Below are 21,359 nucleotides of genomic sequence, written 5' to 3'. Positions count from 1 at the left end.
GCTCAGCGCAGGAAGGTCAACAGATCCTGCGTCAACCGATCGCCCTCGGTCGCGAATAGTCCGTGTGGCGCACCGTCATATTCGACCAACTGGCTGTTCGCGATCGACGCCGCCGCCGCGCGCCCGGCGGCGTCGATCGGCACCGTCTTGTCCGACGTGCCGTGAAGCACCAGCGTCGGCACGCGAAAGGCGGGCAGGTCGGGGTGGAAATCGGTGTGACCAAAGCTCTCGGCGCAGGCGAGTGTCGGTTTCAACCCGGCCTGCATCGCCAGCCGCCACGCCCAGTCGATCGTCGCGCTGCTGACCGGGCTGGTGAGATAGCCTTCACCGAAGAAGTCCTTGAAGAAGGACTGGAAAAAGGCGGGGCGATCCTTCTTGATGCCGTCCGCGATCTCCTGCAACTTCTCCTCGGGCGTACCGTCGGGATTGTCGTCGGTCTTAAGCATGTACGGCACGACCGAGGAAATCAGCCCGGCGGAGACGACACCGCGGCCGTCGTGCCGGCTCATGTAGCGCGCGACTTCGCCGCCGCCCATCGAGAAGCCGACGAGGCTGACGTCGCTTTCCGCGCCCGCCGCCTTCAGCACGTCGGCAAGATCGTCGGTCAGCGTATCATAGTCATAGCCAGACCAGGGCTGGCTCGATCGACCGAAACCGCGGCGGTCATAAGCGATGACGCGGAAGCCCGCATCCGCCAGTGCCATCATCTGCGGGTCCCAACTGTCCGACGACAGCGGCCAGCCGTGGATCAGGACGATCGGGCGGCCAGATCCCCAATCCTTGACGTAGATGTCTGTACCATCACGGGTTTTCACGTAAGGCATGCGGGTTGCTCCAGCCCGTTGTTGAGCCGGGTTAACGTAGGGCAAGCACGCCTGTTCCTGTCAGCGCGCCTCGCTCGCGAGGAAGTGCTCGATTCGGTCGAGCGAGACGGTCTTGTCGAGGAAGGTCTGCCCGATCCCGCGCGCCAGCAGGAAGGGCAGGGTGCCCGATGCCATCTTCTTGTCGTGGCGCATGTGTTCGACCAATCGCGATGCGGGCGCCGCGATGTGAGATGCCGCCAGACCCTCGGGCAGCCCGCTGTCGCGCCAGTGTTCAGCGACGCGATCGGCATCGGCGCGTGTGCACAGCCCGATCGTGGCCGAGAAATCGAATGCGAGCCCGCATCCTGCGGCCACGGCCTCGCCGTGAAGCAGGCGATCGGAGAAACCCGCCTCCGCCTCCAGCGCGTGGCCGAACGTATGCCCCAAATTCAGCAGCGCGCGCCGCCCCGTCGTCTCGAACTCGTCCTCCGCGACGATCCGCGCCTTTGCCGCCACCGCGTGCGCGATCGCGTATGCGCGCGCTTCCGCATCCCCCGCGAGCAGCGCCGCACCGTTCCTCTCGCACCAGGCGAAGAAATCGGCGTCGTCGATCAGCCCGTATTTGACGACCTCGGCATAACCCGCGCGAACCTGCCGCAGGGGCAATGTGTCGAGCACGTCGGGGTCGATGAGCACGACGCTCGGCTGGTGGAACGCGCCGACCAGGTTCTTGCCCGCGCGCGCGTTGATCCCGGTTTTCCCGCCCACCGAGCTGTCGACCTGCGCGAGGAGCGTGGTCGGCACCTGCACGAAGCGACACCCGCGTTTCAGGATCGCGGTCGCGAACCCGACCAGATCGCCGATCACGCCGCCGCCGAGCGCGATCACATGGTCCTGCCGCTCGACCCCGAACTCGAGCAGTGCGTCGCACAATCGTTCCAGCACCGCCCAGCTCTTGGTGCCCTCCCCCGAGGGAAGCACGACCTCGCGCGCGCCGATGCCGGCGGCGCGCAACGATTGCCGCAGCGTCGTCAGGTGCGGGGCGACATGCTCGTCCGCGACGATCACGACCGGTCGCGTCCCCACCAGCGGCGCGAGTTCGTCCCCCGCACGCGCCAGCAGCCCGCTCGCGATCCGCACCTCGTAGCTGCGCGCGCCGAGCGCGACCGGAACCACCTTCATCGACCAATTGCCTCCAGGATCGCGCGGACGGTGTTTTCGTGCGGCGCGTCGGCGCTCACCACGCGTAGGTGCGCGAGGCTGTAGAACGGCGTGCGCGCTGCGGCGAGCTCGCGCAGCACCGCGCCGGCGTCGCGCCCGCGCAGCAGCGGACGCGTGTCGCGTCGGCGCACGCGGTCGACCAGCACCTCAACGGGCGCGTCGAGCCAGATCGACAGCGCGTCGGACAGGATCAGCGCGCGCGTCTTGTCGTTGATGAACGCGCCGCCGCCGGTCGCGATCACCTTCGGGTTGCCGTCGATCAATCGCGCGATGACGCGGCGCTCGCCATCGCGAAAATATGCCTCACCGAACCGATCGAAGATGTCGGTGATCGTCATCCCCGCGGCGTGTTCGATCTCGTGGTCGGCATCGACGAACGGCAGCTTCAGCCGGTTGGCCAGCCGGCGCCCGACTGTTGACTTGCCCACCCCCATCAACCCGACCAGCACGATCGGTTGCCCCGTCCAGGCGGGCGTCACGGGCGGGCTATGCAACATGGTGAGGCGGGCTATACAGCGCACTTCGACGCCGGCGCCAGACCTAGCGCTCGGTGATGTGATCCGTTCATGCTAAGGTCCCGATATGCGTTTGATCGTCTCGCTCGTGGTGCTGATCGTCCTGATCGTGGGCGCCTTGTTCTTCTTCGCGGGGCGCGCAACCGAGCGGCCGCTGACGCAGATCGAGAAGCCGGTCGAGCTCGGCAACCTTGCCAATTAAGCACCTGCTGATCGGGGTCGCGGCGGCAGCGGTCGCGGCCACCGCGCTGGCGCAGGAACGACCCGAATCACTGCTGCCGCCGGGGTTCGGACAAACGCCCGCACCCGCGCCTGCACCGACCCCTGCGCCCGCGGCGACGAGCGACACGACGGCAGCGCCGCGCGCATCGACCAGCGCGGGGCCGCTCCCCGCGCTGCCGCCGCTCGTGCTGCCCAGCCCGACGCCATCACCTTCTCCGACGCCCGACGCGGCGCAACTCGCGCTGTACGAGATGCCGGCGTTCGCGCGCCGCTCACTGGCGCAGGTCGGTCCGATCGGTGCGGGTGAGGGAGGTGTCGCAGCCGACGCCTTCGGGCGTGCCGACGGTCGCTATCTTGAGATACTGATGCGGCGATTGTCCGCACCGCTTCCCTCGCGCTGGCTGTCGATCGCGCTCCGCCGGTCGCTCGCGTCACGCCTCGATACGCCCGCGGGGGTCGACGGCGCCGATTTCGCTGCCGAGCGCGCGTGGCTGCTGCTGCGCATGGGCGAGGCGGTGGCGGCGCGCGCGGTCGCGCAGTCGGTTGATACGCGCAACGTCACGCCGAAGCTCGCGCAGGTGTGGATGCAGGCCGCACTCGCCAATGCCGACCCGGCGGGACTGTGCACGCTGGCGCCATTGCCGCGCATTGCCTCCAGCGAGCGCGGCTGGACGGTTGCGCAGGCGATGTGTGCGGGGCTGACTGGCGAGCCGACGCGGCCGCTGATCCAGAGCCTGCGCCGCCGTCGTGTCGCGAGCGGAGTTGACCTGCAACTCGCGCAAAAGGTGATCGGTGCCGGGGCAGACAGCCGCCAGGCGATCACGATCGAATGGGATCCGGTGTCGCAGCTGACCGCGTGGCGCTTTGGCCTCGCTACCGCCACCGGCGTGACGATCCCCGATACGCTTTATGCCACCGTCGGCCCGCAGGTGACCGGCTGGCGCGCGCTCGCCCCCGCGATCCCGCTCGGTGATCGTGCCGTTCCGGCCGAGCGCGCCGCGGCGATGGGCATTCTCTCCAACGCAGCACTGGTCGACCTCTTCGCCGCCTCGCGCGAGCTGGAGGAAGCGCCGGCATCGCTCGCGCAGACCGCCAACGATCTACAGGACGCGTACGTCGGCGCCGATCGCGCGACGCGGTTGAAGGCGATGGCGGCGTTGTGGGACGGCGCTGCGGCCCCCGATCTACGCTACGCCCGGCTGATCCTGACCGCGCGCGCGGCGGGACGCTTGACCGTGTTCGACGGCGTTGAACGGCCCGAGCGGCTGATCGCATCGATGCTTTCCGCCGGGCTCGATCGCACCGCGATGCGCTGGCAAGGGCATGTGCCGGGGGGCAGCGATGCCTGGGCGATGCTGCAGCTCGCCGATCCCGACCGTAGCGGCAGCGGTTGGGGCAGCGTCGATGATTATGCGCCGACCGGCACGAATGCCGCGCGCAAGAAGCAGATGTTCTTCGCCGGGATGGCGGGGCTCGGCCGGATGAGCGCGAGCGACGTCGAGAGTGCCGCGCAGTCGCTCGACGTCCGCATCGGCGCGGCGAACGCCTGGACCCGCGCGCTCGATCGCGCTGCGGCGGAAGGCCAGTCGGGCACGGTGCTGCTGCTCGCCGCGGTCGGTATGCAGACGGGCGACTGGGCGGGCGTTCCGCCGGCGGCCTTGTACCGTATCATCGGCGCGCTGCGCGCGGTCGGGCTGACGGGTGAAGCACGTATGATCGCGGTCGAAGCGCTAACCCGTTTGTGAGGCGCGGGTGACCGGGGCGCTGCCGATGCCGCAACCGAGCGACCGCGACGCGATCGAGCGATTTCTCGAGATGATGGCGGCGCAGGCGGGCGCGGCGCGCAACACGCTCGCCGCCTACCGAACCGACCTGCGGCTCGCCTCGGAAGCGTTGAACGGTGCGTTGAGCGTCGCCGATCCGCAGGCGTTGCAGCACCTATCGGCGACATGGGTCGAGCTGTCGCGTGCCACCGTCGCGCGCAAGGCAGCCGCGCTGCGCCGGTTCTTCGCTTTTCTGGTCGAGGAGGGCGACCGTGCCGACGATCCCTCGTCGGCGCTGCCGCGGCCGGGTGCCGACCGAGGTCTGCCTCGCACGCTGTCGCACGAGGACGTCGATCGGCTGTTCGCCACGGTCGCGGCGCGGCTGGAGCGCGATCCCCCGCTTTCACCCGACCTGCGCCTGTCGGCGCTGCTCGAGCTGCTCTACGGCTCGGGTCTGCGCGCGAGCGAGCTGGTCAGCCTGCCGCGCCACGCGGTGCAGGGTGACCGGCCATTCCTGATCCTGAAAGGCAAGGGCGGGCGCGAACGGCTGGTGCCCTTGTCCGATCGCGCGCGTGCCGCCGTGGCGGCGTGGCGCGCGCACGTGCCCGCCGATCAGCAATACCTGTTCCCCTCGGGCAAGACGCATTTGTCGCGCGTCCGCCTGTTTCAGATCGTGCGATCGATCGCCGCCGACGCGGGGATCGCGCCCGATCGCATCAGCCCGCACGTGCTGCGTCACGCCTTCGCGACGCATTTGCTCGAAGGCGGCGCGGACCTGCGCGCGCTTCAATCGATGCTCGGCCACGCCGACATCGCGACCACCGAGATCTATACCCACGTCGACCGGCGCAGGCTGGTCGAGCTGGTCAACGAGCGGCACCCCTTGCGCGAGGCACTCGTTGACGCTGGCGCGCGCGCGTCCTAACCGCGCGCGATGCTCAAATTCCTCGATTTCGAGAAGCCGATCGCCGAACTCCAGTCGCGTATCGACGAACTGCGCGACACTGGTGCCGAGGGCGGGGTCGACATCGCCGCCGAGGTGTCGCGGCTGCAGGCCAAGTCCGACAAGCTGCTCAAGGACACGTTCGCCAAGCTGACGCCGTGGCAGAAGACGCAGGTCGCACGCCATCCCGAACGGCCGCACTTCAAGGATTACGTGGCCGGATTGTTCAGCGAGTTCATGCCGCTCGCCGGCGACCGCGCGTTCGGCGATGATCAGGCGATCCTCGGCGGCTTCGCCACCTTCCGCGGGCGCCGTGTCATGGTTCTGGGCCATGAAAAGGGCGACGATACCGCGACGCGGCTGCGGCACAATTTCGGCATGGGCAAGCCCGAGGGCTATCGCAAGGCGATCCGCCTGATGGAACTCGCCGATCGCTTCGGGCTGCCGGTGGTCACGCTGGTCGACACCTCCGGTGCGTTTCCAGGCATCCAGGCCGAGGAACGCGGCCAGGCCGAGGCGATCGCGCGCTCGACCGAAACGTGCCTGTCACTCGGCGTTCCGCTCGTGTCCGCGATCGTGGGCGAGGGCGGCTCCGGCGGCGCCGTGGCATTGGCGAGCGGCAACAAGGTGCTGATGTTTGAGCACGCGGTCTATTCCGTCATATCGCCCGAGGGCTGCGCCTCCATCCTGTGGCGCACCGCCGACAAGGCGGCTGATGCGGCCGAAGCGATGAAGGTGACCGCGCAGGATCTGCACGCGCTGGGCGTCGCGGACACGATCGTGCCCGAGCCGCTGGGCGGCGCGCACCGTGATCCGGCCAAGGCGATCGCCAATCTGGGCGACGGGATCGAGCAGGCGCTGGGCGATCTGGTACCGCTCGATGCGGCGGCGCTGCGCCAGGCGCGTCGCGCGAAGTTTCTCGCGATGGGGCGCGTCGCTTAATCGACCACGACGAAAAAGGCGGCGAAACCGTGTTTCGCCGCCCCATTCGATCAGACGTGATCCGCTATTTCGGAGCGGTCGTCTTCATCGTGTCCGAGGTCTTCTTGAACGTGGTCGACAGCTGGGTGCCCAGCGTCTGCATCGCGGTGATGGCGGCGACGGCGATCAGCGCGGCGATCAGGCCGTACTCGATCGCGGTGGCGCCCTTGCTGTTCTTCAGGAATGCGCGAATCTGCTGCATGTCGATCTCCAGTGGCTATTCGAAACTTCAGTTACCCGGCTGGTTTTCCGAAGCTCGGTAGCCAGCAAGGAAGCGGATACGGCCTGGGCGGTTGAGAAATGTTTAAGCCCGGCAAATAATCATCAGCCCTGCGAGGCGTTGGTTACGCGAACACGAATGTCGCTCCACATCGTCTGGGTCACGTCGGCGAGCTGTGACAGGGCGGCGAAGCTGGCAAGGACGATCAGCGCCAGGATGAAGCCATATTCGACGGCGCTGCTGCCCCGCTGCGAGCGGAGGAGTGCGCGTGCGAAGCACGCGATCCGATGGGCGGAGCGCCGGCGTCTCGTCATGTTGGGAGGAACTAGCAGGTGAGCGTTAACGATTTGTCCAAGCTCGATGCGGGTACGCATACATCATTGCTGGTCGTCGTGGCGGCCGCGCTGATCGACCATGACGGCCATGTGCTGATGCAACGTCGACCCCCGGGCAAGGCGCATGCGGACCTGTGGGAGTTTCCCGGTGGCAAGGTCGAGCGCGGGGAAACGCCCGAGCGCGCGTTGGTACGCGAATTGCGGGAAGAACTAGGGATCGAGGTCGATGTTGCCGACCTGACCCCGTTCAGCTTCGCGGTCGACCATCGATCTGATCGGCCCATGATCCTGTTGCTGTTTACCTGTTGCCACTGGCGCGGTCGCGTCACCGCGCTCGACGCCGCTGCCTTGTGCTGGGACAAGCCTTCCAACTTGCGCCGCTTGCCGATGCCGCCGCTCGATCAACCACTGCTGGAGGCGCTGATCGCGCGCGGCGGCCCGATCTGAACCGGTCGGCAGATCAGGCGGAGGCGGCGATACCGAGCGGAGAGCGCTCCATCACCTGATCGACCGCCTGGGCCAGCTCGGCCCGGGTAAAGGGCTTGCCCAGCACCGGATAGATGGCGGCCTCCGCGGCGGTGAACTCGGCATAGCCGCTGACGATCAGCACCGGCATGGTCGGCGCGCCGTGGTGGATGCGGCGGATCAACTGCGTGCCGAGCATGCCGGGCATCAACTGGTCGGTCACCACCATGTCGATCAACTGGTCACGCGCGAGCTGTTCGAGTGCCTCCTCGCCCGAACAGGCGATGGTGACGTGGTGACCGATCTCGTCGAGCATGGCGGCGATATTCTGCCTCACCAGTGGATCGTCCTCGACCAGCAGCACGCGGCGCGGCTGCGCCGGCAATCGATCGCCGATCGACTTTGGGCCGGACGTGCCTGCGGCGCGGCTGCGCACGGTTGCGGGCAGCAACAGATCGATCGACGTGCCCGCGCCGGGCTGGCTGCGGATCAGCAACCGTCCGCCCGATTGCGCGGCGAGCCCGTGCACCATCGAGAGGCCGAGGCCGGTGCCCTTGCCCGCGGGCTTGGTCGTGAAGAAGGGGTCGGTCGCGCGCGCGAGTGTCGCGGCGTCCATGCCGTGCCCGCGGTCGATCATGGTAAGGCGCACGTAGCTGCCGGCAGGCAGATCGGCCCGGTTTTCGGGCGCGAGATGCTCGGTCGCGCCCTCGATCCGCAGATCACCGCCGTCCGGCATCGCATCGCGCGCGTTAACCGCCAGGTTGAGCAGCGCAAGTTCCAGTTGGTGCGCATCGACGTGCGCGGGCGGCATGATGTCGGGAAAGTCGGTGGAGATGTTCATCGACGGGCCGAGCGAGCGACGCAGGAGATCGTCCATCCCCGCGACCAACTCGGCCACGTCGACCGCGCGCGGGCGCAGGTCCTGCTTGCGTGCGAAGGCGAGCAGCCGCTGGGTCAGCGCGGCACCGCGCTGCGCACCCTGCGTGGCGCCATTCAGGAACCGCTCGGCCTTGGCGTCGAGCGGGCGCGTGCGCAGCAGATCGAGATTGCCGATGATGACCGCGAGCAGGTTGTTGAAATCGTGCGCGACGCCGCCGGTCAGATGGCCGAGCAATTCGCTCTTCTGCGCCTGCTGCAACGCCTTCTCCGCCTCGTGCCGTGCGGTAACGTCGGTCAATCCGCCGAGCACGTGCCTGAAGCCGCCACGCGAGTCGCGCTCGACGCGGGCGGAGACGATCACGTCACGCACGTCACCGTTCTTGGTCATCGCGCGGTAGTCGCATTCCTCCAGCACGTCGCGGGCTACGAGCAATGGCCAGTCACGTGTCGTGAATTCCAGTGCGCTGTCGGGGGCGAGGAAATCGCGCAATGGACGGCCGATCACCTCGTCGCGCGTGAAGCCGAACAGGTCGAGCCAATTGTTGCTGACCTGCTCGAGCCGTCCGTCGCGATCGAGCGAGAACAACGGCAGCGGTGTGCGCAGGTATAGCGCACGAAAACGTTCCTCGCTCTCACGCAGCGCGTCGGCTTCACGAAGCGCGGCCGCCGCCAATCGTCGGTCGACGTTTGCAGCGACGAGTGACAGCAACAGGATCACGAACGCCGCGCCCGCGACCGCCAGTGCCAGCGCGGTCTGTCCCAAGCTGGCGCGATCGGGTGCCATCGCGGAGTCGAGCGCGGTGAAGCGTGCCGCACGCATTCCTGCGAAATGCATTCCGGCGATCGCGGCACCCATCGCGGATGCGGCACCCGCGCGCAGCAGTCGATTGGCATTGCGTCCCGCGAGCCACAACGCAACCGTCGCCGCGCCGATCGCGATGAAGATCGAGATGCTCAGCCACCATCGGTCATAGCTGATCGTCGCCGGCATCTGCATCGCCGCCATGCCGATATAGTGCATGCCGACCACGCCGAGCCCCATGAGCAGGCCTGCGGGTAGCAATTGCCGCCACACCACGTCGCGACCAGACACGAGCGCGAAGGCGACGCCGGTCGATCCGATCGCCACCACGACCGACAGCAAGGTCAGTCCCAGGCTGTAATGCACCTCCATGCCGGGCATGCTGAAGGCGAGCATGGCGACGAAGTGCATCGCCCAGATGCCGCCCCCCATCGCGAGCGCGGCGGTACACAACCAGGCAGCCCGCGCCCAGCCGTGCGCCGCGCGCATCCGACCGGCAAGGTCGAGCGCCGAATAGGATGCAAAGACGGCAATCGCGATCGAGAGCAGCACCAACGTCGCGTCATGGGTGCCAGCGCCGGCCAATCACGTCCTCCTTTCTCGTCCTTACCTGATTATGCGGCGGTCGCGGGAAAGAAAAGACCGGCGCACTGTCGCAGGCGTGATGTGCGAACACCCGCTCGTCGATGAAAGAAGCCGCGGGGGATTATAATTACCGAACCTGTATCAAGGCGTGGGTCATGCTTGCTGACAGGTGAACCGGTTGCGGCTAGTTGCCGCGCGTGGAGTCTATCCGCCGCCTCGTCGCGCAACGCCAATTCGCGGTGCTGATCTGCGCCGCGGCGCTGCTGATGAAGGTGCTGGTGCCCGGCGGTTACATGGTGAGTAACGTCGCCGGCTGGCCTGCGATCACGCTGTGTCCCCAGGCGGAGCCGATGCCTTCGACGCGGTCACCAGCCGAAGCCACTCCGATCCCGCACGCCGGTATGTTCATGGCGATGCATCACGATAACGATCACCGCATGCCTGGCGATCATGGCAAGACGGGAAACCACGGCAAGGCGGAAATGCCGTGCGTGTTTACCGCGCTCTCGGCGGCGACGCTCGCCGCCACCGACCCGATCCTGCTCGCCGCGTTCATCGCGTTCATCGTCGCGACGGCGATCACGGGTTTGGTGTTGCCGCGTCTCTCTGAACCGGCACGAACACGCCCGCCGCTGAGAGGCCCGCCCGCCTTCCTTTGACCTGATCCGTGCCGCGTTCGCGTGGCGCTTGTCCAGCATCCCGACGCAAGGGTTCTCGCCGCGCGCGTTGGTCAAAGGTATTCCATGTTCCGATATCTTTTTCTCGCCGGTGCGGCCGTGCCGTGCCTGTATCCGCCTGCGTTCGCCGCGGCCCAGACCCGCGACGGCGACATCGTCGTCGAGGGCACGCGCGATCCGCTCAAGCTCGATCAAAGAGCGTCGGGCAGCAGCCGACTACCACTCACGATCAGGGAAACGCCCGCGAGCGTCGAGGTGCTGACCCAGGACGATCTCCAGGTCCGCGGTCTTCGCACCGCGCGCGAGACGTTCAACGACGTGGTCGGTGCGGTCGCGGGCAACGTGCCGGGCAACCCGGCGGTCGTGTCGTTGCGCGGGTTCGCGGGCAATACCGTGTCCATCCTGCAGGACGGCGTCCGGGTGTCCGCGTCGACGGTCGTCCAGCGTGACAGCAACAATTGGCATTATGACCGCGTCGAGGTGCTGAAGGGACCGGCGTCGGTGCTCTACGGCGAGGGTGCGCTCGCCGGTGTCATCAACAAGGTGACGCGCAAGCCGGTGCTGGGCGAACGGCACCTCGACAGTCTGATCTCGGTCGGCAGTTTCGACACGGTCTTCGCCGCGGCGGGCGTCAACCTGCCGATCGCGAGCGACGTGGCGATCCGCGCCGACGCGAGCTACCAGCGATCGGACAGCCTGTACGACGTCGACAACAACGACACCTTCTCCGCCGGGCTGACCGCGAGCGCGTTGTGGCGGCCGGACGCTAATGTCACGGTGCTGGTCGCCGTTGATCATTTCGAGGATCGTTACGACGCAACCTATCAGGGATTGCCGCTGATCCCCGCGCGTTATGCGCTGCGGCCCAGCGACGCGGTGGAAAGCACGACCGGGCTGGTCGCTGATCGCGCGCTGCGCCGGCGCAACTACAATCCGCTGGGGGCCTATTCGGGCGCGAACGAGACGACGCTGCGCTCGCGCATCGACTGGGCCATCGGCAGCGGCTGGACCGCTGCGCTCGACCTGACCGGCTACACCGCCAAACGTGCTTTTCTGCTCGCCGACACGCAGACGTTCGTGGCGCCCGGCGCGGGATTTCCGAACGGCAGTTTTCGCCAGAGCTATCAGGATTTCCGCCACGATCATCAATTCTGGAACGTTCGCGGCGTGGTGGGGCACGAGGGTCCGATCGCCGGGTTGCGCAATCGCTTCAGCCTGGGTGCCGAATATAACGACACCGATTTCACCAGCCTGCGTCAGCAGGCACCCGCGGGCGTGTTGCCGGCGGTGGACGTTCGCGCGCCCGCCGTACTCGCGCGGCCGACGGCAGCCGGTATCTTCACGAGCGGCAACGTGACGTTCGTGTCCAAGCTCAAGCAGGGCTCGCTCTTCGCCGAGGATGCGCTCAATCTCACCCCTAAATGGCTGCTGGTCGGCGGCGTGCGCTGGGACCATCTGGCGCTCGACCGCGCGACGATCCAGAATGCGAGCGGCGCAATCGACCGCAACGATCCCCGCTTCGATCCGGTGTCGTGGCGCGCGGGAACGACGTGGGATGCGCTGCCCGGCGTGACGCTCTACGCGCAATATACCACCGCCGTGTCGCCGGTGTCGTCGATCCTGCTCGCTTCGGTCGCCAACAGCCGCTTCAAGCTCACCGACGGACGCGCCATCGAAGCCGGCTTCAAGGCGAGCGGATGGGGCGGACGCGCCAGCCTGACCGGGGCGGCCTATCGGATCGAACAGCGCAACATCATCACGCGCGACCCCGTCAACCCCACGATTGCAGTACAGGGCGGGCGGCAGTCGTCGCAGGGCGTCGAGCTCGTCGCCGCGGTGACGCCGATCAAACCGCTGCGCCTGTCGGGCGGCGCATCCTACACCGATGCGCGCTACGATGCGTTGAACGAAGTGGTGGCAGGCCAGACGGTCAGCCGCCGCGGCAATCGCCCGATCAACGTGCCCGCGGCGACGGTGAACGCGTCCGCGCTGTACACGGTCGCGGACCGGCTGACGCTGGGCGCGTTCGTGCGCCACGCCAGCGCCTTCTACACCGACACCGCCAATACCATCCGTGTCGCCGGACATGTCGTGGTCGATGCCAGCGTGTCGCTGCCGGTCGCGCCCGGCGTCACGGTCACCGCGCGCGGGCGCAACCTGTTGAACGCCTTCTACGGTGAATATTCGGGTTATCCGACCACCAACGTCTATATCGGTGCGCCGCGGTCGTTCGAGATCGCGTTGGCGTCGCGCCTGTGAGGAACGCCATGCAACACAACAGGCGCATCGCCGCGTTCCACCGCACCGTCTGGCGCTGGCATTTCTGGGCCGGGCTGATCGTCGCGCCGTTTCTGCTGATGCTCAGTGTGACGGGCGCGATCTACCTATTCAACGATGGGCTGAACGACCTGATCTACCCCGACCTGCGGTTGGTCGCGCCGCACGCCAGCGACGTTCCGGTTTCGCGCATGATCGGTGCTGCGCTGGCGGCGCACCCCGGCGCCGTCTCCCGCGTCGATTTGCCCGCGACCGGCACGCGCGCGGCGGTGGTCTATGTCGCGCCGCATGTCGGCGCGCCGCTGCGCGTCCACGTCGACCCAGGAAGCGGCCGGGTGCTCGGCAGTCTGGTGTACGAACGCACGCTGGTCGGCATCGCCAACGACCTGCACGGCAAGCTGATGATCGGCACGCTGGGCGACCGCTTGGTCGAGCTCGAGGCCTGTTGGGCGCTGGTCCTGCTCGTGACCGGCACGATCCTCTGGTGGCCGCGCGGGCAGGGTGCCACACGCTGGCGCGCCGCGGGTGTGTTCTGGCCGCGTTTCGACGTGCGCGGGCGACGGTTCTGGCGCGCATTGCACGGCCCTGTTGGCGCGTGGAGCGCGGCGCTGATCGGCTTCCTGATCGTGACCGGGCTACCCTGGGCCGGCATCAGCGGCGATCTGCTGCAACGCGCGAGCGCGGCAGCCGGCGTCGGCTACCCAGCGTCGTTTCGCACGCATAACGCGCCGCACAGCGTCACGATGAAGGCAGCGCTCGGGCAGGTCCCCTGGACGCTGGAGGCAGCGCCGATGCCGCGGTCGGCCAGCCCCGTGGCGGTCGACGAGCACGCCGGTCACGCCGGACACGAGATGCCCCCGGCGACCCAGGATGCCGCGGCGATCGCGGGCGTCGACCGCGTGGTGCAGCTGCTTGCTGCGCGTGGCCTGTCACGCAACTATTGGCTCTACCTGCCGAACGGTCCCGACGGCGTCTATACCGCGGTCACCTATCCCGATCGCCCGCAGGGGCAGCGCACGATCTACGTCGATCGCTACAGCCTGCGCCAGATCGGACCGGAGGTGCGCTTCGCCGATTACGGCATCGTCGGACGCGCGATCGAACTCGGCGTGCAGTTGCACATGGGCAATTACTTCGGGCGGCTCAATCAGTTGCTGATGCTGCTGCCGTGCGTGGCGATCTGGGTGCTGGCGGTCAGCGGTGTCGCGATGTGGTGGAAACGCCGGCCGCACGGCTCGGTCGGTGCGCCGCCGCCGATCACGGGTGCGCGCGCGCGCGGCCTGATCGTTGCGCTGGTGGTCGGCGGATTGGTGCTGCCGCTGTTTGGCGCATCGTTGCTGCTCATCGCCGCCCTCGACTGGCTGCTCGTCCGCCTTCGCCCCGCCCATCGCTACGCGGTGGCGTGAACCACATCGGGAACCGCCGTCCTTGCCCGCGCGCTGAACGGCGCAAGGGAGGGCAGGCGATTGCTGATGCAGGTAGGAGAAGGCGACACCCATGCGGTGGCGGAACGCGTCGTCGCTGCCGCACGTGAGTGGGACCGCGTCAACGGTCACGAGGATTTTCCGACCGAGCGGTTGCGGACCCTGATCGACCTCGGCGCGACCGCCGCATTCGCGTCGCTCGACGACGAGCGCGCCGTCGACGACCTGCTGGCGGTGTTGCGGCACGTCGGTGGCGCCGACCTGAGTCTCGGCCGCATTTTCGAAGGGCACGTCAATGCCGCGCAACTGGTCCATGCCTATGGTACCGACGCGCAACGCGCCGCGCTCGCGCGCGACCTCGCCGATGGACGCGTCTACGGCGTGTGGAACACCGAGCCGGCGCCGGGCATGCGGATCGAGCCAGCCGCTGCCGGCAGCTACCGCCTGTCCGGTGCGAAATGCTTCGCGACCGGCGCGGGGCATATCGACGCCGCGCTGATTACGGCGGTGGAACCGAGCGGCGGCAAGCAGATGGTGCTCGCCGACCTCTCCAATGCCGCGACGCGCGTCGACAACGGCGCGTGGCAGGTGCGCGGCATGCGCGGCACACAGAGCGGCACGCTTGATTTTGACGGCATGATCGTGAGCGACGACGCGCTGATCGGCGATGTCGGCGATTACGAGCGCGAGCCGCGCTTCTCGGCCGGCGCGTGGCGTTTCACTGCCGTGCAACTGGGCGCGATCGAAGCCTTGCTGCGGCACTGGCGCGATCACCTGATTGCTACCGGAAAGGCCGGAGACGCGATCCAGCGCGCCCGCATCGGTGCGGCGATCGTCGCGACCCGCTCAGCCGCGATCTGGGTCACGCGCGCGGCGCATCTCGCCGAGCAGGGCGCGCGTGACGCGATCGCGCACGTGCTGATGACGCGCGGGGTGGTGGAAGAGGCGGGCCTGCTGGTCATGGAAGGCGCCGCGCGCGCGGTTGGGACCGCATCGTTCTTCGCCGCCAGCCGCATCGATCGCATCACGCGCGATCTCGGCCTCTACCTGCGTCAGCCCGTGCCCGATCAGGCGCGCGATCGCGCCGCGGCGGCGTGGATCGAGGCGGATCGCTGGGGCGACGACCCGTGGTGGTGACACCCGGCCACGCCCATTGGCGTCGCACGTTGCTGCGCGCGCGGCCGATGTCGATCAAGGAGGCCGCACGCGACGGCTGGCTGGTGATCGCGCCGCACCCCGATGACGAGGCGCTGGGCGCAGGCGGACTGATTGCCGGCCTCACTCGCGACAACGCCCGGCTGGCGGTCGCGTTTCTGACCGATGGCGCGGGCAGCCACGTCGGCGCGCCGGGCTGGAGCGCGCGGCGGGTGGCGGCGCTGCGTGCCGGGGAGGCGCGCGCGGCGCTGCGCATTCTCGGGGTTCGAACACCCCCGATACTGCTCGGCTGGAGCGACGCTGCCCCACACCCGCGTGACAGTGCGGCGTTTGCGTGCACCGTTGACCGGCTGGTCGCGCTGTGCCGGCGTGTACGGCTCACCCGCGTCACGACGACCTGGGCAGCGGACCCGCACTGCGACCATCAGGCTGCCGCCGACATCGCGCGTGCGGTCGCGGCGCGCATCGGGACGGTGCCGCTCTTCTACTGTGTCTGGGGCTGGACGCGCGACGATCTCGCCGCCCGGCTCGCCACCGTGCGGTCGGTCGCGCTCGCGTCAATCGGACGGCCCGGTACGGCGCGGCGCGCGCTGGCCTGCCATCGCAGCCAGTTGGGTGGGCGGATCACCGGCGCGCGCGAGCGTTTCGTGCTGCCGCGTGGCATGCGCCGACTGGCCGATCGCCGCATCACCCTGCTGCTGGAGGAACGCGATGCGGCGTGAGCGATCGATCGCACCCGACTGGTTCGAGCAACTGTTCCGCGATCAGGGCGATCCATGGCATTTCGAAACAAGCGCGTACGAACGCGCCAAGTACGATCACACGCTCGCCGCCCTTCCACGCGATCGCTACGAGGCGGCGCTGGAGGTGGGTTGCGCCAACGGCGTGCTGACGCAGCGACTGGCGCCTCGATGTGCCGATCTGCTCGCCGTTGACGTATCGCCGACCGCGCTCGACGCGGCGCGACGGCGCTGTGCCGATCAGCCGCAGGTCCGGTTCGAGCAGCGGCGGATGCCTGCGGATGCGCCCGACGGACGCTTCGACCTCGTCCTGTTGTCGGAGGTGATCTATTACTGGGATCGCGACGATCTGGCGCGCGCGGCGACCTATCTGTGCGAGCATGTGCGAGAGGGTGGCGACGTTCTGCTGATCCATTGGACCGGCGACACCGATTATCCGCTCTCAGGCGACGAGGCCGTGGATGGGCTCAAGTCCCTGCTCGGCGATCATGTCCGTCCGATGCTGGCGGAGCGGCGCGAGCGCTACCGGCTCGACCTGTGGCGTCGCGGCTGAGCGGCGCGCGCGGATCATCGCGCCCGCGCGCACGACCGCTGCGGGCAGCGTGTCGAAGCTGAGCCGGTCACGGGCATCTGCCCGACCGGGATCGAGCGCAGCGGGAAAGGCATAGGTTTCGTGCAGCGGCTCGTCCGCGGCTTGCGTGATCCAGCGTGCGAATGCGTCCGCCATCCCGCCCGGCGCGCGCCCGTCGATCCGGCTCGAGGTGAATACCCGTACGTCGAGCGGGTGCCGGACGACGCCACCCTGAGTGCGGACGGCATCGAACAAGGCGCGATCCTCGGCCACGGGCGGCGTCGGCGCACCGCCGATCGCGCGATACGTCGCCAGCCGCAACGCGATGCTCGCGCCGCCTTCGTAGAAATGGCGCGGCCACGGATCGTGTGCGATCGGTGCGCCATCCGCGCGCAGCCAGTCGAGCGCGGTGTAGTAACGGCCGAGCAGGTTGAGCCGCCGCATCGCGTCCCGCCCGAGTGCACGGCGATCCTCGCGCCGGGTCAGCGCGCGTCCGGCGACCGCGTCGGCTCCGGCGTCGAGGTGATGCACCGCACGCACGATCCAGTCGGGTGACACGCACGTGTCCGCGTCGGTCGACAGCAGCACGTCCTCGTCGTCGCCGAGTATCGCCGCGGCTGCATCGAACGCGATTCGGCGCGCCCAACCGGCATGCCGGAACGGCGGCAGCAGCGAGACTGCGCACGGCAGCAACACGGCATGGCGCAGTACCGCGCGTGCGAGCACGCCGTGCGTGTCGTCGGTGCAGTTGTTCGCGGCGACGACGATCGTCACGCTGCCGCCGAACCGCGCCGCGGCATGGTCGAGCGTCAAAAGGCAGGCGGGCAGGTCCGCCGCCTCGTTCTTCGCCGGCAGGGCGACGGCCACGCGCGGCAGGCGATCGTTCATGGAATAACGAACATCATGGATCACTGACCTAGATCGAAGTTACCTGGGCTACAACAAACGTAGATCAATCGCGGCAGGACCGTCGGCCTTGTTCGCGCGGCGTGCGCACGTCATAGCCAGGCGCTCCTCTCACCAGCGGCTCTCGTCCCATGTCCAGATCTCAGGCCGTCGGGCTCGATTTCGGCACCACCAACAGCGTGGTCGCGGTCAGTGACGACGCGCGTACCCCGCCGCGGCTGCTGACGCTCGATCCCGCGACCGACGGCGCGGTGTTTCGCTCGGCTTTGTGCTTCTGGCAGGACGAGGACGCGCGAGGCGGACTGATGGTGGAGGCGGGTCCGGCCGCGATCCGCGAATATCTCGACTACCCAGACGGCAGCCGTTTCCTGCAATCGTTCAAGTCGGTCGCCGCCAGCGCGTCGTTCGACACCGCGCCCGTGTTCAACAAACGCTTCCGCTTCGAGGAATTAGGGCAGACCTTTCTCGATCGCCTCGCCGAACATGCCGGCGGGGCGCTCGATCGCCCGCAACGCCTCGTCGTCGGCCGGCCGGTCCGCTACGCAGGCGCGCGGCCTGATCCAGCGGTCGCGCGTGAACGCTATGACGCGATGTTCGCCGGGCGCGCGGCGGAGGTCCACTACGTCTACGAACCGCTTGCGGCGGCGTTCAGCTACGCGACCTGGTTGAGCGAGCCCGCGACGTTGCTGGTGGCGGACTTCGGCGGCGGCACCAGCGACTTCTCGGTCGTGCGGGTCGAGGAAGCGGGCGCCGCGCGGCGCTGCCTGCCGCTCGGCCACGCGGGCGTCGGGATCGCCGGCGACCGCTTCGACTATCGAATCGTCGATCGCCTGGTGCTGCCGATGCTCGGCAAGGGCGGCAGCTATCGCTCGTTCGACAAGGTGCTGGAGATCCCCGGCGGCTATTTCGCCGATTTCGCCGACTGGTCGAAACTCGCGTTGATGCGCAACCGCCGCACGCTGGGCGAACTCGAGCGGTTGCAGCGCAGCGCGATCGACCCGGACGCGATCGGGCGCATGATCGCGTTGATCGAGCACGAGCTAGGCTTCCCGCTCTACGACGCAGTTGCGCGTCTGAAGCGCGACCTCTCCTCCGCCGACCGGGCCGAGTTCCGCTTCGCCGGTGGCGGATTGGACATCGCCGACACCGTGACCCGCGCCGATTTCGAGCGCTGGATCGCCGACGATGTCGCGCGCATGGCCGCGTCGGTTGATGACGCGCTCGCCGACGCGAACGTCGCGCCTGCCGCGATCGACCGCGTGTTCCTGACTGGTGGCACCTCGCTGGTTCCCGCGGTACGTCGCTTGTTCGAGCAGCGCTTCGGCGCCGATCGCATCGTCTCGGGCGGCGAACTCACCTCGATCGCGCACGGCCTCGCGCTGATCGCGCAACAGGACGACCTGTCCGCCTGGACCGTGTAGCGCTGTCGGGGGAAACTGGAGGCCCGACCGGGAATCGAACCCGGGTGCAAGGATTTGCAGTCCTCTGCGTCACCACTCCGCCATCGGGCCTCGACGTCGGGAGGCGCGCCAATGCGCAGCGCGCGCGCGGGTGTCAAGCCTTCGACGCACCGGCGGAGTGATCGGGCGCCAAGTGTTGGCGAGCGGCGAGGTGTCCGGTACATAGCGTCGTAGCAGAAGTGTGTTGTCTTACTATGACAGCTATGGCACAGGAACCGTAATGACCGCGACGACGCTCCATTCCGATCAATTCGAGGCCATGCGCATTGCAATGGTGGCCAGCCAGTTGCGCCCCAGCGGCGTCACCGATCCGCGCGTGATCGCGGCCATGGCGGAAACCCCGCGCGAGCGTTTCGTGCCTGCCGGCATGGAGGAGCTCGCCTACCGCGATTCGACGATCAACCTCGGCGAAGGTCGCCGCGCTAACACCCCGCTCGCGACCGCGCGGTTGCTGGTGGAAGCACGGTTGCGCCCGAGCGACCGGGTGCTGCTGATCGGCGCGGCGATGGGCTATACCGCGGCGGTGCTGGCGCAGATCGTCGCCGAGGTCGTCGCGGTGGAGAGCACGCCCGCGCTGGCAGCGGCGGCCCGCGCCAATCTCGCTTCGTTTCCCAAAGTCACCGTGGTCGAGGGCGCGCTGGAGCAGGGCCATGCCGCGGCTGCGCCCTATGACGTGCTGGTGATCGACGGCACGGTCGAACAGGTGCCGGCGACACTCTACACGCAACTCGTCGAGCGCGGACGCGCGGTGACCGGGCTCAACGACCGCGGCGTGTCGCGGTTGGCGGCGGGTTCGCGCGACGCCGACGTGCTCGGGCTTCTGCCCTTCGCCGATTACGACAGCGTGCCGCTGCCCGGCTTCGCCAAACCTCGTTCCTTCACCTTCTGAGGATTTCTCCCTTTGCGCGCTTCCTTTCTCCTGCTGGGAACGATCCTTGCCGGCCTCTCCGTCGCGTCCGCGTCGGGGGAGACGTTGCAGGAAGCGCTGTTGAAGGCTTATCAGACCAATCCGACGCTGACGGGTCAGCGCGCGGGGCAGCGCGCGGCGGATCAGAACGTACCGCTCGCGCGCGCCGCCGGGCGACCAACGGTCGCGACCTCGGGCGGGCTGAACGAGAACTTCATCCGCGGCGGTAACAGCTTCACCTCGCCTGAGCGATCGCTCAACGGCACGATCGGTGTGACGGTGCCGGTCTATCAGGGCGGCGCGGTGCGCAATTCGGTGCGCGCGGCGGAGATCCGCGTCGAGGCGGGGCAGTCGACGCTGCGCCAGACCGAGGCGCAGCTCTTCACCGCGGTGGTGGGTGCGTACAACAACGTGCTGCGTGACGAGGCGATCGTCGGTCTGAATGCGCAGAACGTTCGCGTGCTCGAAACCAACCTGCGCGCCAGCCGCGACCGTTTCGAGGTCGGCGACCTGACGCGCACCGACGTGGCGCAGTCGGAGGCGCGGCTCAGCCTCGCACGCGCGCAATTGCAGACCGCGCAGGCGAACCTGATCACCAGCCGCGAGAGCTATGTCAGCCTGGTCGGTGACGCGCCCGGCACGCTCGCGCCGCCGCCGCCGTTGCCGCACCTGCCCACGTCGCCCGACGCCGCGGTCGAGGTGGCGTTGCAGGACAATCCGCAATTGCTCGCCGCGCGACGCGCGCGCGACGCGACCGACTATGACATCAAGGTCGCGCGCGCGAGCAGGCTGCCGCAGGTCGGCGTGACCGTCGGGCAGAATTACTCGAATTTCCTCGGCACGCTGGGCGCCGGCCAGGGGTATCAGGGCACGCAGTCGGGCACCTCGACCGCGGCGGGGCTGTCGCTCAACCTGCCGCTGTTCCAGGCCGGTCGTCCTGCCGCGCTGATCCGGCAGGCGCAGGAGCTTCGTTCGCAGGCGATCGAGCAGGCGACGCTCGCCGAGCGGCAGGTGATCGCGCAGACCCGCTCGGCCTATGCGGTATGGCGCTCCTCGCAGGAGGTGATCGCCTCTGCCGAGGCTGCAGTTGCCGCCAACAAGCTCAGCCTGGAGGGTGTGCGCGCGGAGAACAGCGTCGGTACGCGCACGATCCTCGACATCCTGAACGCCGAGCAGGAATTGCTCAACAGTCAGGTGACGCTGGTCACCGCCAGGCGCGACGCCTACGTCGCGGGCTTCGCGCTGCTCGCCGCGATGGGTGAGGCGGAGGCGCGCGACCTGGGTCTTGAGGGCGGCCCGCTCTACGATCCGACGGTGAATTACACGCGCTACCGCGGCAGCCTGTCGGATTTCGACACGGACATTCCGACGTCGACCGCGGCATCGTCGACCGCGTCGGTGCCGGCGCAGAATGCGGTTGTCACGCGTCCGCTCGACCCGATGTTGCAGAGCAATGTTGACAGAAGCGCGCCATTAACCACAGGTGCGGACACGCGGCGTCCCTGATC

Annotated in this window: 21 protein-coding genes and 1 tRNA gene; 14 read left to right on the top strand and 8 right to left on the bottom strand. The window is 68.4% G+C overall.

The window, feature by feature from the left end; translation table 11 throughout:
* Positions 1-2: 2 nt before the first annotated feature.
* Genes Q0579_RS08150 through Q0579_RS08140 form a run of 3 tightly spaced genes read right to left on the bottom strand, consistent with a single transcriptional unit; the run spans position 3 to position 2,521 of the window.
* Positions 3-824: an alpha/beta hydrolase gene (locus Q0579_RS08150; protein ID WP_298811008.1), complete on the bottom strand. Its 822-nt coding sequence runs from the start codon at positions 822-824 to the stop codon at positions 3-5.
* A gap of 60 nt (positions 825-884) precedes the next feature.
* A complete protein-coding gene (gene aroB, locus Q0579_RS08145; RefSeq protein WP_298811006.1) occupies positions 885-1,985 on the bottom strand; it encodes a 3-dehydroquinate synthase in 1,101 nt (366 codons plus the stop codon).
* Positions 1,982-2,521 carry a shikimate kinase gene (locus Q0579_RS08140; protein WP_298811002.1) on the bottom strand — a complete coding sequence of 180 codons (540 nt, stop codon included), beginning with the start codon at positions 2,519-2,521 and terminating at the stop codon, positions 1,982-1,984. Before Q0579_RS08140 ends, aroB begins: the two co-directional genes overlap by 4 nt.
* 85 nt (positions 2,522-2,606) lie before the next feature.
* On the opposite strand from Q0579_RS08140, the gene Q0579_RS08135 reads away from it, so the two are divergent.
* Genes Q0579_RS08135 through Q0579_RS08120 form a run of 4 tightly spaced genes read left to right on the top strand, consistent with a single transcriptional unit; the run spans position 2,607 to position 6,409 of the window.
* Positions 2,607-2,741, top strand: coding sequence for a hypothetical protein (locus tag Q0579_RS08135; protein WP_298810999.1), 135 nt, complete (start codon positions 2,607-2,609; stop codon positions 2,739-2,741).
* A complete protein-coding gene (locus tag Q0579_RS08130) occupies positions 2,731-4,506 on the top strand; it encodes a hypothetical protein (protein ID WP_298810997.1) in 1,776 nt (591 codons plus the stop codon). Before Q0579_RS08135 ends, Q0579_RS08130 begins: the two co-directional genes overlap by 11 nt.
* 25 nt (positions 4,507-4,531) lie before the next feature.
* Positions 4,532-5,449: a tyrosine recombinase gene (locus tag Q0579_RS08125; protein WP_298811419.1), complete on the top strand. Its 918-nt coding sequence runs from the start codon at positions 4,532-4,534 to the stop codon at positions 5,447-5,449.
* Positions 5,450-5,458: 9 nt separating this feature from the next.
* A complete protein-coding gene (locus Q0579_RS08120; protein WP_298810995.1) occupies positions 5,459-6,409 on the top strand; it encodes an acetyl-CoA carboxylase carboxyltransferase subunit alpha in 951 nt (316 codons plus the stop codon).
* A gap of 64 nt (positions 6,410-6,473) precedes the next feature.
* Here Q0579_RS08120 and Q0579_RS08115 read toward each other — a convergent pair whose 3' ends face one another.
* Together Q0579_RS08115 and Q0579_RS08110 are read right to left on the bottom strand one after the other, a co-directional pair.
* Positions 6,474-6,650, bottom strand: coding sequence for a Flp family type IVb pilin (locus Q0579_RS08115; protein WP_298810992.1), 177 nt, complete (start codon positions 6,648-6,650; stop codon positions 6,474-6,476).
* A 122-nt stretch (positions 6,651-6,772) separates the two neighbouring features.
* Positions 6,773-6,982 (bottom strand): Flp family type IVb pilin, encoded by a 210-nt coding sequence (locus Q0579_RS08110; RefSeq protein ID WP_298810989.1) that lies wholly within the window; start codon positions 6,980-6,982, stop codon positions 6,773-6,775.
* A gap of 18 nt (positions 6,983-7,000) precedes the next feature.
* Here Q0579_RS08110 and Q0579_RS08105 point away from each other — a divergent pair, with 18 nt between their 5' ends.
* Positions 7,001-7,450, top strand: a complete 450-nt coding sequence (locus tag Q0579_RS08105) for a (deoxy)nucleoside triphosphate pyrophosphohydrolase (RefSeq protein ID WP_298810987.1) — start codon at positions 7,001-7,003, stop codon at positions 7,448-7,450.
* Between the two features lie 13 nt (positions 7,451-7,463).
* Here Q0579_RS08105 and Q0579_RS08100 read toward each other — a convergent pair whose 3' ends face one another.
* On the bottom strand, positions 7,464-9,734 hold the full coding sequence (locus tag Q0579_RS08100; RefSeq protein WP_298810985.1) for an MHYT domain-containing protein: 2,271 nt from the start codon (positions 9,732-9,734) through the stop codon (positions 7,464-7,466).
* A 197-nt stretch (positions 9,735-9,931) separates the two neighbouring features.
* Here Q0579_RS08100 and Q0579_RS08095 point away from each other — a divergent pair, with 197 nt between their 5' ends.
* The 6 genes from Q0579_RS08095 (at position 9,932) to Q0579_RS08070 (ending at position 16,560) form a co-directional block, all read left to right on the top strand.
* A complete protein-coding gene (locus Q0579_RS08095) occupies positions 9,932-10,393 on the top strand; it encodes a hypothetical protein (RefSeq protein WP_298811416.1) in 462 nt (153 codons plus the stop codon).
* An 84-nt stretch (positions 10,394-10,477) separates the two neighbouring features.
* Positions 10,478-12,670: a TonB-dependent receptor gene (locus Q0579_RS08090; protein WP_298810982.1), complete on the top strand. Its 2,193-nt coding sequence runs from the start codon at positions 10,478-10,480 to the stop codon at positions 12,668-12,670.
* An 8-nt stretch (positions 12,671-12,678) separates the two neighbouring features.
* Positions 12,679-14,094 carry a PepSY domain-containing protein gene (locus Q0579_RS08085; RefSeq protein ID WP_298810980.1) on the top strand — a complete coding sequence of 472 codons (1,416 nt, stop codon included), beginning with the start codon at positions 12,679-12,681 and terminating at the stop codon, positions 14,092-14,094.
* Between the two features lie 66 nt (positions 14,095-14,160).
* Positions 14,161-15,249 carry an acyl-CoA dehydrogenase family protein gene (locus tag Q0579_RS08080; protein WP_298810977.1) on the top strand — a complete coding sequence of 363 codons (1,089 nt, stop codon included), beginning with the start codon at positions 14,161-14,163 and terminating at the stop codon, positions 15,247-15,249.
* A complete protein-coding gene (locus Q0579_RS08075; RefSeq protein WP_298810976.1) occupies positions 15,240-15,989 on the top strand; it encodes a PIG-L family deacetylase in 750 nt (249 codons plus the stop codon). Before Q0579_RS08080 ends, Q0579_RS08075 begins: the two co-directional genes overlap by 10 nt.
* Positions 15,979-16,560: a class I SAM-dependent methyltransferase gene (locus Q0579_RS08070; RefSeq protein ID WP_298810974.1), complete on the top strand. Its 582-nt coding sequence runs from the start codon at positions 15,979-15,981 to the stop codon at positions 16,558-16,560. The genes Q0579_RS08075 and Q0579_RS08070 overlap by 11 nt, the downstream gene beginning before the upstream one ends.
* Here Q0579_RS08070 and Q0579_RS08065 read toward each other — a convergent pair.
* The gene (locus Q0579_RS08065; RefSeq protein ID WP_298810972.1) at positions 16,450-17,466 is read right to left on the bottom strand and encodes a glycosyltransferase; all 1,017 of its coding nucleotides are present in this window, start codon (positions 17,464-17,466) and stop codon (positions 16,450-16,452) included. The genes Q0579_RS08070 and Q0579_RS08065 overlap by 111 nt on opposite strands.
* Positions 17,467-17,615: 149 nt before the next feature.
* Here Q0579_RS08065 and Q0579_RS08060 point away from each other — a divergent pair, with 149 nt between their 5' ends.
* On the top strand, positions 17,616-18,905 hold the full coding sequence (locus Q0579_RS08060) for an Hsp70 family protein (RefSeq protein ID WP_298810970.1): 1,290 nt from the start codon (positions 17,616-17,618) through the stop codon (positions 18,903-18,905).
* A 16-nt stretch (positions 18,906-18,921) separates the two neighbouring features.
* On the opposite strand, the gene Q0579_RS08055 is transcribed toward Q0579_RS08060, so the two are convergent.
* Positions 18,922-18,995, bottom strand: a tRNA-Cys gene (locus Q0579_RS08055).
* Between the two features lie 169 nt (positions 18,996-19,164).
* Between Q0579_RS08055 and Q0579_RS08050 the strand changes: the two genes are divergently transcribed.
* Both Q0579_RS08050 and Q0579_RS08045 read left to right on the top strand, forming a co-directional pair.
* Entirely contained in the window at positions 19,165-19,833 is a 669-nt protein-coding gene (locus Q0579_RS08050; RefSeq protein WP_298810968.1) for an rRNA adenine N-6-methyltransferase family protein, read from the top strand.
* 12 nt (positions 19,834-19,845) lie between these two features.
* Positions 19,846-21,357 (top strand): TolC family outer membrane protein, encoded by a 1,512-nt coding sequence (locus tag Q0579_RS08045; protein ID WP_298810966.1) that lies wholly within the window; start codon positions 19,846-19,848, stop codon positions 21,355-21,357.
* The last annotated feature ends 2 nt before the right edge of the window (positions 21,358-21,359 follow it).

Source organism: uncultured Sphingomonas sp. (assembly GCF_936927845.1).
Classification (GTDB): Bacteria; Pseudomonadota; Alphaproteobacteria; order Sphingomonadales; family Sphingomonadaceae; genus Sphingomonas.
This window is presented reverse-complemented; position numbering and strand designations above follow the sequence as displayed.